We start from the raw sequence: 14,537 nt of genomic DNA, 5'->3' as shown, positions 1-14,537 counted from the left end.
CTGACTTGCGATGACGATTGCTACCCCCATAAGGCAATGGTCACGATACCTAGCGTGATGAGCACGGACGTAATGATTCGCCGCCAGCCTTGCTGCTCACGCAGAACGATGATGCCGAGTATGGTGCCAAATACCGTGCTCATTTCACGGACCGGCGCGATGTGCGCAAGCGGGGTGAGCCGCATGGCGAACAGGAACAGCAGGTAAGATCCCGGTGCCAGGATGGAGCCCAGCAGGATCGTGCGCCAGTTCACCGACCATTCCTGTTTTATCCCTCTTGACAGCATCACGGGAACGATCAGAGCGATGAAATAACTGATATTGGATAACTGGATTAGCGCGATAGGGGAGACCCCCGCATCCAGAACGGCCTTGTCGGTCAGGGTATATCCTGAAATGCAAAGCCCGACCAGGCAAGAATAGCTTAAGGCTTTGGGGTTCAGGCTGGAAGGGCCTTTAAATCTCAAACCCGATAAAGCAAACAGCGAAAAGATGATGATACTCAGGCCCATATAACCCGCTGCGCTTAGATGCTCATGGAACAACACGAGGCTGCACAGCGAAGTCAGCATAGCGCCAAGCCCTCGCATAAACGGGTATACCTGGGACATATCGCCATGAGTATAGGCTTTGGAGAGCAGCGTGATATAGAAGCCTTGAATGGTCATGGACAGAAGCATAAGTCCGTAAATGTGCGGTTCCAGCTTCAGCCCTGACATCTCCATGAGAAAAGAAGGCATCAGGAGGATTAAGGTGACAGAATGGATGCACCACAGAAACACCGATTTATGAATGCTTCGCTTCGTGAACAGATTCCAAAGGGCATGGGTTAAACCGGAAGACAGCACCAGCAGCAGTGATAGCAGTTCCATCAGAAATGTCCGATAAGGACTTCAATGCTGCGAGCGGACAGGTTATCCACCCATTCCTGTGAACAGCCTGGATCCGTGATAACCATGGAGATGTCCTCCAGTTTGGCGAGCTTCGAGAACGTGGTTACCCCGAGTTTCGTATGATCGGCAAGGACGATGCCTTCCTCGGAACGCTCCAGCATTTTTCGTGATATGTAGGCTTCATCCAGATCATAATCGGTAATGCCATCGGTTAATGAGATGCCGCCGGCCGAGATAAACGCTTTATTGACCTTGAACTGTTCCAGCAGCATTTCGGTCAGAGGACCTGTTGCCGCCTGTTTAGTCCGGTCCATATCCCCGCCGATATAAATAATCTTTCCCTGGAAAATCTCCATCGCCAGATTCAGGACTGGCAGCGAGTGGGTGATGACCGTGACATCAGACCGGTCCTTAAGATAACGCATGACTTCAATCGTGGTTGTTCCGTTATCGAGCAGAACGGTCTCCCCTTCCTTAATTAGGGAAGCTGCGAGTCTACCAATCGCAGCCTTTTCCTCTGCGCATGTCTGGGAACGACTCGTGAAGGAAGGCTCAATATGCCCGGAACGGGATTTGACGGCGCCGCCGTAAACTTTGCGCAGCTGGCCTTCCTTCTCTAACCGATCCAAATCCCTTCGGATCGTTTCTGCGGATACCTCCAGCTGCTCCGCAAGGGCGTGGACTTTCACCTTGCCCTCAAGCTCCAATTGATTTAAGATCTTCCCCCTGCGTTCCTCATAGGTTACAGACATAAATTCATTCACCTCAATATTGTATATGACTGATGTTGACCGAAGATGTGGATTCGATCTTATATTAGGCTGGTAAAACGAGATTGTCAACGAAAAATCATTGACTTTTCGTCGTTACCTCCACTAATATACACATAAAACCACAAGAATTCATTAAAAAAACCACATGCCATGTAAAGGAGACGGTTATGTTGAAGCCAACTCTTCGATTCGGAGACGATCATACCTTTAAGATTGTGCAGTTCACAGATATTCATTGGAAGAATGGGGAGTCGGAGGATCAGATGAGCCGGCGCTGCATGGAAACGGTACTGGACCTGGAGCAGCCGGATTTGGTGGTATTTACGGGCGATCTCATTTATTCGGGCGAAGCCGATCCCGGCTGGAGAAAGTGCCAGGATCCGGTGCAGGCCTTCAAGGATGTTGTCAAGACGGTGGAGTCACGCGGAATCCGCTGGGCTTTTGTATTCGGGAATCATGATACGGAGGGGGATGTCACGCGTGAAGAACTTATGAATGAAGCTCTGCAGCACACCTACAACTGTGCAGAGCATGGCTCGCCAGAAGTTCACGGCGTTGGTAATTATACGATTCCGTTGTACGACAGTCATGGGAAAGACACGGCGGCCGTTCTGTATTTCTTCGATTCAGGGAGAGAGTCTGAACATCCTGCTGTTCCGGGGTACGATTGGATTCGGCGCGATCAGATCCGCTGGTATGAGATGGCGTCCTTGGCTTACAGCGCCAAGCATCAAGGAAATCCGCTGCCCGCATTGGCTTTTTTCCATATCCCTCTACCGGAGTATCATGAAGTCTGGGAGCGGAAAACGTGCTACGGGAGCAAGTTCGAGAGAGTGTGCTGTCCCGAAGTGAATACCGGTCTGTTCGCGGCCATGCTGGAGCGGGGCGATGTGATGGGCACGTTTGCCGGACATGATCATATCAATGATTACTGGGGGGAATTGCACGGCATCCGTCTCTGTTACGGCAGAGCTACCGGTTATGGTACATATGGCCGGGAAGGCATGCTCCGTGGTGCGAGGGTTATTTGCCTGCATGAAGGACAGCGGCAGTTCGACACTTGGATTACGCTGAGCGACGGCTCGCAAATACGGGAACAGGAGAAGCATGAACCCGGGACGCCCCTCTAATACGACAATAGAGGTTGTTCAAAAAAGCATAAGCTTCGGTGCTGAAAATCGACCTTTTTGAACACGCACCAATAGTAAAAACACACCTCTTATGAAATGTACGGAAATAATCCGGATGGTTTCATGGGAGGTGTGTTTGGTTTGCGTTATAGGTATTTGTTGGATATTTCAATCCTATTTACGTACAAGAAGCGTGAATTGCCTATAACTCCCCTTGTGTTCGCTTCGGAATTTTGGGACAATAAGGAGTGGACTATGAATAGAAAGAGGACCAATCAATGAACAAACCATCCATTTATGGATTAACATTAGATCAGTTGACAGCTTGGCTTGGCGAGCGTGGACATAAAAAGTTTCGGGCAACACAGGTATGGGAGTGGCTGTATCGGAAGCGGGTCACCGCTTTTTCCGATATGACGGATGTGCATCCGGAGTGCTTGCAGCTGCTCGCGGAGCATTATACGATTCTGACCTTGGAGGAGCATACCAAGCAGGAATCTCTGGACGGAACGGTTAAGTTCCTGTTCAAGCTGGTGGACGGCAACCTGATTGAGACTGTATTGATGCGGCATAAATTCGGTTTATCGGTCTGTGTGACCACCCAGGTCGGCTGCAACATCGGCTGCAGCTTCTGCGCCAGCGGTTTGCTGAAGAAAAGCCGGGATTTATCCGCAGCGGAAATTGTGGAACAGGTCATGCAGGTTCAGCTTCACTTGGATCAAAAAGGCAAAAGCGAGCGGGTCAGCCACCTCGTAGTGATGGGGATCGGGGAGCCGTTTGATAATTATGAGAACATGTCGGATTTCATTCGCGTGATCAAGGATCATAAGGGGCTTGCCATCGGTCCCCGTCATATTACGGTATCGACCAGCGGACTGGCTAACAAAATCATCGAGTTCGCGGACAGCGATCTGGGCGTAAATCTGGCCATCTCCCTGCATGCGCCGAATGACGAGATCCGGACCCGCATTATGAAGATTAACAAGGCGATTCCGATCGAGAAGCTGATGGGAGCGATTGATTATTATCTGGAAAAAACGAATCGTCGCATCACGCTGGAGTACATTCTGTTGAAGGATGTAAACGATCAGCCTGAGCATGCGCTCGAGCTGGCAGAGCTTGTTGGCAAGCGACGCAATCTGGCGAATGTGAACCTCATTCCGTACAACCCGGTAGATGAGCACAGCCAGTATCAGCGCAGCACGAAAGAATCGATCACCTCTTTTTATGATACCTTAAAAAAACAGGGCATTAGCTGCAGCGTTCGCCTGGAGCATGGAACCGACATCGATGCGGCCTGCGGGCAGCTGCGAAGCAAGCAGATTAAGAAAGCGCAGTAACAAGAATAACGTGCAATCTCAGGTGGATTTTTCCGCCATATGGATTGGCCAGTTGAAAGGGCGTACCCACTCATAGGGTATGCTCTTCTTAATAAGGTGTCCGAAGTGCTTTATATTACATTCGAATCGAGAGGAATGAAACTTAAACATGCTGGAGACACATCCAACCGTCAAAAAGCTGCAATTCAAAGACCTCGGCCAGCCGGTTCTGATGCTAAACGCGCCACAGGCTTATCATGAGGTCATCAATTCCCTGCAAGGGGAAGTCCATAAGGAGCCTCAGCAAGTACCTTACGATTTCGTGCAGGCCTTCGGGACAAGCAATGAGGAGTTGCAGCGGTTAGCCAAGATCGCAGCTAGCTCCGTGACTGACAACGGCCTGCTGTGGCTGTGTTATCCCAAGAAATCATCCAAGACCTACAAGAACTCCGATTGCAGCCGGGAGAGCATTACGGGCATTCTTGCTGACGAAGGCTATGAGCCCGTTCGGCAAATCGCTATCGATGAGGATTGGTCGGCCATGCGCTACCGTAAAGTGGAGTTGATCAAGTCCATGACCAGATCGTTTGCAGCAACCGCGAAGGGGAAAGAACGGACGGGTCAAGAGGACGATAAATGAAGGTCGGCTTGCATACGGTAGCTCGGGTATATTGATATTGGCTGCCCGGCCCAAAAATGCGCTGTTGTGTATAATGAATAGAGTGATAGAAAGGATGGGAATATGCTGACAATCAAAGAATACAGCGTTGAATTGGTGAAGGATCCCTTTGGAATCCTGACAGGCAAACGCTTTGAGTTTGTATGTGATTTGGACGTGCCGGAGGACGATGAGCTTTATTCGGAGCATGGCGTCTATTTGAGAGTGATTTACCTGGATGATGAGGAGCGTTCGCGCATTGTAAAGTACGACTTCTATGAGCGGACAACGGACCAGTACCTGGACTTCGATATGGAGCCCGAGGAAGAGGAAGAACTCATGACTTTTTGCAAAGAGCATTTGCAGGAAGCGTAAATAGAGCCGGAAGATGAGAAACAAGCACTTGCGGGTTGACTTGGTCATGCTGTGCTGAATCATTACGGATTGCAGCTTCTTCCATGGAAAGTGGAAATATTGCCGTAACATGTCTTGCAGACTATTGATGGTTTTGGTAAAGTTAAATACAACTTATGATGAACGGAGGGTTACGTATGTTGGATTATTCCCGATTGAGATCTTTTCGCGGCTAATGAAATAGCGCTAAAGAGACCTGCACAGATGCAGGGTAATCGGGATGGGTCCGTCTTTTTTACGTAACCCATTTTTATGATATGTCTATAGAAATACACGTCTATTCATTTGTGGGATAACGGTGTTTTCACCTTCCTGTTTTATTTGGATGTGTATTTAGACTAGGCATTCCAGGAACGGTGGACAGCTATAGAACCCGTTCCGGTTACCCAGCACAGGCAGCTCGATGCCTGTGCTTTTTTTGTTGTTATGACGGCTAGGATGCAATGAAATATGGAAGGGGATTGATTCCTTATGACAATAGCAAAACACAATGATGAGTATACACAAGTTATACAAGAGATGCTGGAGATAGCCGGAAAACACGGGGTGAATTTGAATCCGGAGGGAATTGAAATGAATGAATCCGGCATGGATTTCCTTGTTGGATTCGCAGAGGAAGCAGGGACCGGAGCACGGTGGATTCTGCGTAAACCGAGACGATCGGATGTGCTGGAAAGGGCTGATAACGAAGCCCGGGTCCTGAAGCTGATCCCATCCTATCTTCCGGTTGATGTACCAGATTGGCGGATTTATACGCCGGAGCTCATCGCCTACCCGCTGCTTAGTGGGGAGCCTGCCGCTTCCGTCAGCTCCGAAGGCTATGCATGGAATATGGATCATGAGAATCCGGGTGACGGATTTGTCCGCTCATTGGCTGAGACGCTGGTTTCCTTGCATGGCATCGATCATGATGCGGCGCGAGCAGCAGGTCTGCGGGTGAAGAGTCCCCAGGAGGTTCGTGAAGAGACGGCGCGAAATATGGAAGACATCAAGAGCCGTTTGGGCGTCTCCGATGCGCTGTGGGAGAGATGGCAGAAATGGCTGGAAGAGGATTCCTATTGGCCAACGCATTCTGCCCTCATCCATGGCGATCTTCATCCCCCGCATATCCTGATTAATGAGCGCGTGCAGGTTACCGGGCTCTTGGATTGGACGGAGTCGGAGGTAGCAAGTCCCGCCAAAGACTTCGTGTTATACTACGCTATTTATGGCGAGCATAATCTCCGCGTCCTGTTGGACCGGTATAAACAAGCCGGAGGGAAGGTGTGGCCGCGCATGTTTGATCATATTGTAGAGCAGCATGCCGCCTATCCCGTGCTGATTGCCCAGTTCGCTCTCCTGACGGGTCAGGAAGAGTATATGACGATGGCTCGGAATGCCCTAGGATTGACGGAGGAAGCCTCCTCGAACTAGGAGATTGTCGGCCAGGAATTTTATGCTGTTTGGTGAGACGGCAAACCCATTGAATACAGCTCTCGAGAAAACTACAAGCCAACCGATGCATACATTCGGTTGGCTTTTTGCATGATATAAATTAACAGAATTCAACATTATTTTGGATGAGCCGTAGGACATATAATGAAATCATGGTGAAATAAGAAGTAAGGTTAACAGATTTTTACTACATTCGTAACGCAATTTACATACCTGTAAACCTCTTGTAAGAGTAAATATGTTATCCTAGACATACTAAACTTACATACATCATTCATTTAGGGAGGGGATTGACCGTGAATATTGAGGTACGTTTATGCCCGAAGGAACAGTCATTTATTCTGCATAACATCTATCCACTGTACTTGCATGACATTGCTGAGATATGGGGGGTCCGTCCTAACCGGTTCGGTGTATTTGAAAAAGAGGATGTGCCGACCTTAAGCGAACAGAGCAAGCAGCTCGATATGTGGTGGGAGCAGCCATCGGTTCTTTTTCCTTATCTGATCTCTGTAGATGGTATCGCGGCAGGGTTGGCCCTAGTGGCGACCACCCCGTACATTCCATCGCCGAATATTCAGTACTACTTGAATGATTTTTTTGTGCTTCGGACTTTTCGAAGACAAGGTGTAGCCCAACGAGCGGCTGAGCTTGTGTTCGATCAGTTCCAAGGTGCATGGGAGCTACAAACGAATCCGACCGAGCGCAATATGAGTACCCAGATTTTTTGGCGCAAGACGTTGAACACGTACACGGGCGGAAGATATACGGAACATGAAGGCGTCCATCCGGAAAAAGGGGATATGCTGGTCTTCCGTTTTAATAACAAATAAGCATTTCTTCATATGTGGAATCGGGCTTGACAGCTGGATGCTGCTGGGAGTAAACTGAGTTAAATTTTTCGAAAATGCTAGGATGAGGACGCCAGGGTCGCAAGTGGAAGCTGAATCAGAGAACTGCTGGGTGGTGCGAAGCAGTCAGCGGCGATGTATGGCCATCACCTCGGAGCAGATCCGCCGATCGTTTATAACTTGAGGCGTATCCGGTATTCCCTGCCGTTACCATGGGGCATCATTGATGGATGATGACGAGAGTGCGTACCGGCTTGACCGGTGCGAATCAGGGTGGTAACGCGGAGACAAGGCTCCGTCCCTACAAGGGACGGGGCTTTTTTGTGTTCCTTTAGACCATGGAAAAGAGAGGAGTGTGCGTATGCTTGCGAAATTGATGCCTCAGGACGAGGTGCTGTACCAGGAAGATTTTATTCAGGATGAGGTGTCATACAATCTGATTCATCTCCTTGCTGGGTCACCGCAGAACATGGGGCTGAAATCGCCGGATGGACGGATGATCTTTGCGCAGTCTCCCCGGGGGAACGCGTGGTTATGGATTTCCCGGGAGGTTTCCGGGGATAAGCGGCAGCACCTGCTCCAAGAGCTGGTAAGCGAGCTTGAAGCGGTGACCCTGCCTGGGGTGACCGGGGAGCCGGGTGTGGCAGAGCAGTTTGCACGTTGTTATGCAGAGGAGCGTCAAGGGACCTACCGTCATCATATGACGATGGAGTCTTATCATGCCCCCGCTGTGGAGCCTCCTCATTTTGTCGAGGGCGCGATCAGGCAGGCCGCTGAAGAAGATACGCAGCAGGTGGCCCGGTTTCTGGTTGGATTTTCGGAGGATGCTTATGGGGTCCGCGCGAATGCGGCAAGCCAAGTCGAGACAGCGCAGCGACTCATTCGGCAGGGCGGGTTGTATTTATGGATAGCTGGCGACAAAGCGGTCTCGATGGCTAATCTTGCACACCGTTCGCCAAGGCACGGTCGCATAAACGCAGTATACACGCCGAGGGCTGAACGGAAAAAAGGGTATGCCAGCGCCCTGGTTGCAGACCTTGGACTTCGTCTGCTGCAGGACGGTTTGGTACCCATGCTGTATGCCGATCAGGTCAACCCGGACTCCAATCGATTGTACCAAAATATCGGGTTTATCCGGTGCGGAACGATTCGCGACTTCAAGTTTGTTAACAATGAATAGTGAATCCATACAGTGGCACGGCTTGGACAAAGCCGGGGAAGACGAGGGGCATCAACAAATGTTATTCTATAAAGGTAGCTAAGAAATGCCGGGCCCGATTGGATAGTACATGATCCCTCAGCCAGACAATGCCCACGTCGGACTGGAAATCAGCGCTCGTAATGGACAGTGTCCGGATGTTGGGAATCGCAAATGAGGACATCACTGACTCGGGTAAAATGGTGGCACCGATGCCTTCAGCTACCAGAGCAACGATAATGGCAACGCTGGAGCATTCGCAAATGACATGCGGTTCAAGTTCGCCGCGCTTAAATTCTTGGATGACCCGCTCATGCATCCCGATCGTCTGATCGGTTTTTAAGGACAAGAACGGATATTCCGCCAGCTCGCGCATCGAGATTTCCGAATGGGAGGATACACTTTCCCAGCTGCTTGGAAGGACCGCGACGAACGGGTCGGAGGGCAGAGGCCGAACGGCATAACGCTCAGGCCCGAAGCTGGATTCGAAAGGGAGCCGGGTCACTGCCAGCTCAATATTACGCTTGTCGAGTTGATCCGCCAGCAGGGAGTGATCGCCTTCCCGAATCTTGAAGGTGACCTCGGGATATTGCTGCCGGAAGATCTGGATGCGCTGGGGCAAGAGCGAAATACAGGAGACGACGGCGCCGATGGAGAGCATGCCGCGGATTCCAGCGTGGATCTCCTTCACCTCGGTTAGGGTTTCATTGAACTGGTTCAGCAGGGATGCGGCTCGGTTCTGCAGCAGCTCGCCTGCGTGTGTGAGCTGAAGCTGCTTGCCGCTGCGTTCAAACAGCAGAACGCCGAGCTCTTCCTCCATCAGTTTCAGCTGACGGCTTAATGGAGGCTGCTCCATATTGAGCTGTTTTGCTGCACGCGTGATCTGTCCTTCCTGCGCAATCGTCAGGAAATATCGTAGCTGTCGAATGTCCATCTTCATACCCCCTCTCCATACCTTTAAGGTATGGTATCCCTATAAATCAGATATTTTTAATATAGGGTATTGATTGATATGATTCAACTAATAACGTTTACAAAATAAGGAGATGTGTGCACATGACTTACGCGATACCCGTGGAGTTAACGACCACCCCGAAGACAAAGCCGAGCCACTACAAACAGGCTTTCGGCACGGTATTTACGGACCACATGTTTATTCTCGATTATGATGCTAGTCAAGGCTGGCACGATCCGCGCGTCGTTCCGTATCAGTCGATCGAACTGGACCCTGCCGCCAAGGTATTTCACTACGGGCAGACCGTATTTGAAGGCCTGAAGGCTTACTTGACGGAAGATGAGCGAATTCTCATGTTCCGCCCGAGCAAAAATATTCAGCGGCTGAACCTGTCCAACCAGCGCCTGAGCATTCCGGCATTGGACGAGGAACTTGTTATGGAAGCGCTCAAGCAGCTGGTGCTCGTGGACCGCGACTGGATTCCTTCAGAGCCGGGCACATCGCTCTATATCCGTCCGTTTGTGATCGCAACCGAGCCCGTGCTTGGCGTAGCGCCATCACTGCAATACAAGTTCATGATTATCCTGTCGGTGGTCGGTTCGTATTATGCGGAAGGCATCAATCCGGTCAGCATTTATGTGGAGCCGAAATACGTGCGTGCCGTAGCCGGCGGCGTGGGCAATGCCAAGACGGCTGGCAACTACGCGGCAGGTTTGAAGGCGCAGGATGAAGCAACGCTTAAGGGATACTCACAGGTGCTGTGGCTCGATGGCGTACATCGCAAATATATCGAGGAAGTCGGCAGCATGAACGTGTTCTTCAAGCTGGGCGATACGGTCGTAACCCCGGCGCTGAATGGCAGCATCCTGGATGGCGTTACCCGGAACTCGGTTATCCAACTGCTTCAGCATTGGAATATCCCGGTAGAAGAACGGGCCATCTCCATTGATGAAATCGTGGAGGCCCACCGCAGCGGCTTGTTGACCGAGGCTTTTGGTACCGGTACGGCAGCGGTAATTTCACCGATTGGATCCCTGGAATGGCAGGATCAGCAATTGAAGATTGGTGAGGGAGCAACGGGCGAACTCTCTAAACGCGTATATGATGCCATCACAGGCATCCAGCTCGGAACGGTTGAGGACCCGTTCGGCTGGACGGTTGAGCTTACGTTATCTTAATGAACCTATAAGGACCCTGCCGCAGGCATACTGAGGCAAGGTCCTTTTTTGTTCATCACTGCTCTCTGTGATCCAACTCTTAATTGGCCTTCGGGCTCTTCGTTATATGCGGTTTGTCTTCTGAGAAGATACGTCGATAAACGTTTTTCTTATGATAAGCGTCATGTTACGATGAGGGTAAATTGTTGACACGTTGACGTACGAACGCATGGAGGTGCTTTTTTAGTGAATCGTCCGCAGAGTGTCGTTCCTGATGCCATAGATTTTACGAACGCGGCCTTTCCTTTTACCGCGTCGACCACGCACGGCATATTTGCCGGAGCCCAGCGCCTGCATTGGCATCATGCTTTGGAGCTCAATTATATTCAAAGCGGGACCGGATTTATTCTGATCAACGGGATGAAACTCCCGTTTCAGCAGGGAGATATTATTTTCATCAACAGCAATGATCTTCACCGGGCGTATGAGACCGAGAACCTGGTGATGGATGTCATTATGTTCGAGCCTTCGCTGCTATCCATCGACCTCAAGTTCGATCCGGATCTGATGGCTCCTTTCCGTTCGCTCGGAAACATGGACAGGCAGTCCCCCGTACACGATGAATTGGCTCACCTGCTGGGGCGCATGATGGAAGAGTATCAATCCCGAGGTACCGCTTATATGAGCCTGATCCGTTCGGATCTCATTCGTTTCCTAAGTTTGGCGAACCGCCATCTGTCGACTCCGATTCAAGCGAACAGGCCGATCAAGGGCAGGGGAATGCATGCGTTAAAAGAAGTCCTGCGTACGATGGAGCTTGATCTGGACTACAGCTGGACGCTGCAGGAGCTGTCGGATTTAACGCATTTGAGCCCTTCCCGGTTCAGCGCTCTGTTCCAGCAGGCGGTCGGCACTTCACCGCACCATTATCTGATTCAGCTGCGCTTGACGCATGCCGTGCACTTGCTAGAGACGACGGACCAGAAGATTATCGAGATTGCGGAATCCTGCGGGTTTCGGAATCTGTCTAATTTCAATCGTCTGTTCAAGCAGCATGTCGGTGCATCGCCAAGCGAAATTCGGGAGCGTGCTTATGCAGGCAGTCCCGTGATCCCTTCCACTACAAAAACCAAGAAACAGTAAGATAGTATCACTCCTTGATCGTATAACAGTAGATGGATGTCAGTGGAAGCGGTATCTTAAATATATACCACCACATGACGCCGCTGTATGGCGGGTAGGAGTGAAGTGCATGAGTTTGTATCTGGGTGTAGATGCCGGCGGTAGTAAGACACACGCCGTGATCTGCGATGAGCAAGGGAACATTCTTGGCAAGGGAGCGTCTGGGAACGGCAATCACCAGATTCACCGTGAACATGCGGCCCGTAACATTGAGGAAGCCTGTAATGCGGCTCTTCAAGAGGCTGGAGTTGCCAAAGAAAATATCAGTTATGCTTATTTTGGCTTGGCCGGAGCAGATCGGGAAGCCGATTACGAGATCCTGCGTCCGATGATCGGGGCTCTCGGTTATCCTAAGCACGATATCGCATGCGATACCATTATCGGGATGAGGGCTGGAACGAGCCGTCCGTATGGCGCCGCATTGATCTGCGGTACAGGCTTCAACAGCGCGGCCCGCAACCGTGCGGGAGAAGAGCTGCAGTATGGCGGATTCGGCTTCTTGTATGGAGATGGATACGCGGGCGGTTTCGGATTTGCCACGCTGGCTTTCCGGGCAGTCATTCGGGCCTGGGATGAGCGAGGCCCGGCAACCTTATTAACATCGCTCGTACTGGAGCAGATGGGATACACGTCCGTAGAACCGATGTATGAGGATGTCCTCTACGGTAAGACAAAGGTTCCGCCAAGCCTGGTGAAGACGCTGTTCCAGGCAGCTGAAGCAGGTGACGAGGTGGCAACCCGAATTCTTGAGAATGAAGGCGAAGAGCTGGCTAATGCGGTATGTACGCTGATCCGGCGGCTGGACATGACAGATGAAGCCTTTGACATTGTTTATATCGGCAGTGTGCTGAACAGGCCGAACAGCTCGATCCTGACGGATGCGATCGAACGGATTGTTGCGGTCCAGGCACCACATGCGAGCTGTGTAAGACTGACATCCGATCCGGTTTCCGGCGCGCTTCTCTGCGCGATGGATGCCGACGGTCATGCCATTGATGCACAGGCGGAGGCCAAACTAAAAGCATTTACGTTTGAGCAGGTAACCACAGCCTGATCAGTTTATCGTTTTGAATAGAACCTGATAAATACGGATTGATATCATACCTTGGAGGCGATTAATGTGGCAGCAGGATTGAAGATAGCGGTCATCGGGGGAGGTTCCTCCTATACCCCGGAAATTGTTGAAGGTTTCATTCGCAATTATGAGCAAATGCCGATTCGCGAATTATGGTTCGTTGATATTGAAGAGGGCAAGCATAAGCTGGAGATTGTAGGCAATTTAGCGAAACGCATGGTAAAAGAGTCCGGCCTGCCGATAGAGGTTCACCTGACACTGGATCGCAGACAAGCGATTGCAGGTGCCGATTTTGTGACGACCCAGATGCGTGTCGGCTTGCTTGCGGCACGTAAACAGGATGAGCATATTCCGATTATGCACGGCGTTATCGGTCAGGAGACGACGGGTCCTGGCGGCATGCTGAAGGCGCTGCGTACGGTTCCGGTGATTCTGGACATTTGCCGTGATATCGAGGAGCTGGCACCGAATGCATGGATGCTGAACTTCACGAATCCGGCGGGCATTGTTACCGAGGCGGTTGCAAAGCACAGTAAGGTGAAATCCGTTGGTCTGTGCAATTCGCCAATTAACTTTCAGAAGTTCCTGGCGGCCGAGTACGGCGTGTCGGAGAAGGACGTTCTGGCCGAGTTTGTCGGGATCAACCATCTTCACTGGGTGACGTCGGCTATCGTTAACGGGGAAGAGAAGATGCCGGAGCTGCTGGACGGCGGCAAATCGTATACGGCGAAGAACGTGCCGACCTTCGGATGGGATGCAGACTTTATCCGTTCGCTTGGAGCGATTCCGACATATTATCTTAAATATTTCTACATGACCGATACCATGTTCGCGGATATGAAGGCATCGCTGGAGAAGGACGGAACCCGAGCGGATGTTGTCAGCCGGGTAGAGCAGGAGCTGTTTGAGCTCTACAAGGATGAGAATTTGGCCGTGAAACCGAAGCAGTTGGAGCAGCGGGGCGGCGCTTATTACTCCGAAGCGGCAGTTAACCTGATGACGTCCATCTACAATGACCGCCATGATATCCAGACATTGAATGTCGCAAACGGCAATATCTATGACTTCCTACCTGCGGATGCCAGCATCGAGATCAACTGCGTGGTAACGGGCCAAGGGCCGATTCCACTTACACCGCAGAACGTTCCTTCCCATGTTAAAGGACTGATGCATGCGGTGAAAGTGTATGAACAATTGACGATTGAAGCGGCCATTACCGGTGATCGCGGAATTGCGCTGCAAGCGCTGGTTCACCATCCGCTGGTGCCTTCCGTAAGTGTAGCGAAGCAGCTGCTGGGTGAAATGCTGGAGGCGAACAAAAAGTACTTGCCTGCTTTTTTTAAGCCGGAGACCGTGCAGTAAACCGAAATGAATCTCAAACGTGCGGTTATGATATAGAGCCATAAAACCCCTCTTCGTATTGAAGAGGGGTTTTATGGTAGGAGTTCCGAAATCATGGATGATATAAATTTTCGGATTAGATCTTCATTCCTGTCAC

The 14,537-nt window shown here is 50.9% G+C and carries 14 protein-coding genes; 11 read left to right on the top strand and 3 right to left on the bottom strand.

Features of this window, described 5'->3' with window-relative positions:
• Positions 1-20: 20 nt before the first annotated feature.
• On the bottom strand, positions 21-872 hold the full coding sequence (locus ACOZB4_RS16640) for an SMR family transporter (protein WP_379414655.1): 852 nt from the start codon (positions 870-872) through the stop codon (positions 21-23).
• Complete coding sequence (locus tag ACOZB4_RS16635) at positions 872-1,645, bottom strand: DeoR/GlpR family DNA-binding transcription regulator (RefSeq protein WP_339268776.1); 774 nt, start codon at positions 1,643-1,645, stop codon at positions 872-874. Before ACOZB4_RS16635 ends, ACOZB4_RS16640 begins: the two co-directional genes overlap by 1 nt.
• 191 nt (positions 1,646-1,836) lie before the next feature.
• Here ACOZB4_RS16635 and ACOZB4_RS16630 point away from each other — a divergent pair, with 191 nt between their 5' ends.
• The 7 genes from ACOZB4_RS16630 (at position 1,837) to ACOZB4_RS16600 (ending at position 8,652) form a co-directional block, all read left to right on the top strand.
• Positions 1,837-2,796, top strand: a complete 960-nt coding sequence (locus ACOZB4_RS16630) for a metallophosphoesterase family protein (RefSeq protein ID WP_379414658.1) — start codon at positions 1,837-1,839, stop codon at positions 2,794-2,796.
• Positions 2,797-3,074: 278 nt separating this feature from the next.
• On the top strand, positions 3,075-4,136 hold the full coding sequence (gene rlmN, locus ACOZB4_RS16625; RefSeq protein WP_379414654.1) for a 23S rRNA (adenine(2503)-C(2))-methyltransferase RlmN: 1,062 nt from the start codon (positions 3,075-3,077) through the stop codon (positions 4,134-4,136).
• Positions 4,137-4,284: 148 nt separating this feature from the next.
• Complete coding sequence (locus ACOZB4_RS16620) at positions 4,285-4,755, top strand: DUF3052 domain-containing protein (RefSeq protein WP_379414653.1); 471 nt, start codon at positions 4,285-4,287, stop codon at positions 4,753-4,755.
• A 102-nt stretch (positions 4,756-4,857) separates the two neighbouring features.
• The gene (locus tag ACOZB4_RS16615) at positions 4,858-5,148 is read left to right on the top strand and encodes a DUF6509 family protein (RefSeq protein ID WP_100541128.1); all 291 of its coding nucleotides are present in this window, start codon (positions 4,858-4,860) and stop codon (positions 5,146-5,148) included.
• 510 nt (positions 5,149-5,658) lie between these two features.
• Positions 5,659-6,600, top strand: coding sequence for a macrolide 2'-phosphotransferase MphI (mphI, locus tag ACOZB4_RS16610; RefSeq protein WP_379414652.1), 942 nt, complete (start codon positions 5,659-5,661; stop codon positions 6,598-6,600).
• Between the two features lie 317 nt (positions 6,601-6,917).
• The gene (locus tag ACOZB4_RS16605; RefSeq protein ID WP_076323796.1) at positions 6,918-7,454 is read left to right on the top strand and encodes a GNAT family N-acetyltransferase; all 537 of its coding nucleotides are present in this window, start codon (positions 6,918-6,920) and stop codon (positions 7,452-7,454) included.
• Positions 7,455-7,833: 379 nt separating this feature from the next.
• Complete coding sequence (locus ACOZB4_RS16600; protein WP_379414651.1) at positions 7,834-8,652, top strand: GNAT family N-acetyltransferase; 819 nt, start codon at positions 7,834-7,836, stop codon at positions 8,650-8,652.
• A 61-nt stretch (positions 8,653-8,713) separates the two neighbouring features.
• Here the strand turns inward: ACOZB4_RS16600 and ACOZB4_RS16595 are convergent, their stop codons facing one another.
• On the bottom strand, positions 8,714-9,604 hold the full coding sequence (locus ACOZB4_RS16595; RefSeq protein ID WP_076323798.1) for a LysR family transcriptional regulator: 891 nt from the start codon (positions 9,602-9,604) through the stop codon (positions 8,714-8,716).
• A 122-nt stretch (positions 9,605-9,726) separates the two neighbouring features.
• Here ACOZB4_RS16595 and ACOZB4_RS16590 point away from each other — a divergent pair, with 122 nt between their 5' ends.
• From ACOZB4_RS16590 to ACOZB4_RS16575, 4 genes are all read left to right on the top strand, one after another.
• Positions 9,727-10,803 (top strand): branched-chain amino acid aminotransferase, encoded by a 1,077-nt coding sequence (locus ACOZB4_RS16590; RefSeq protein ID WP_379414650.1) that lies wholly within the window; start codon positions 9,727-9,729, stop codon positions 10,801-10,803.
• Between the two features lie 225 nt (positions 10,804-11,028).
• Positions 11,029-11,925, top strand: coding sequence for an AraC family transcriptional regulator (locus tag ACOZB4_RS16585; protein ID WP_339268760.1), 897 nt, complete (start codon positions 11,029-11,031; stop codon positions 11,923-11,925).
• A 109-nt stretch (positions 11,926-12,034) separates the two neighbouring features.
• Positions 12,035-13,018 carry an N-acetylglucosamine kinase gene (locus ACOZB4_RS16580; RefSeq protein WP_379414649.1) on the top strand — a complete coding sequence of 328 codons (984 nt, stop codon included), beginning with the start codon at positions 12,035-12,037 and terminating at the stop codon, positions 13,016-13,018.
• Positions 13,019-13,084: 66 nt separating this feature from the next.
• A complete protein-coding gene (locus ACOZB4_RS16575; RefSeq protein ID WP_213647163.1) occupies positions 13,085-14,401 on the top strand; it encodes a 6-phospho-beta-glucosidase in 1,317 nt (438 codons plus the stop codon).
• Positions 14,402-14,537: the final 136 nt, after the last annotated feature.

Source organism: Paenibacillus sp. NPDC058898 (genome assembly GCF_049316025.1).
Lineage (GTDB): Bacteria > Bacillota > Bacilli > Paenibacillales > Paenibacillaceae > Paenibacillus_AQ.
This window is presented reverse-complemented; position numbering and strand designations above follow the sequence as displayed.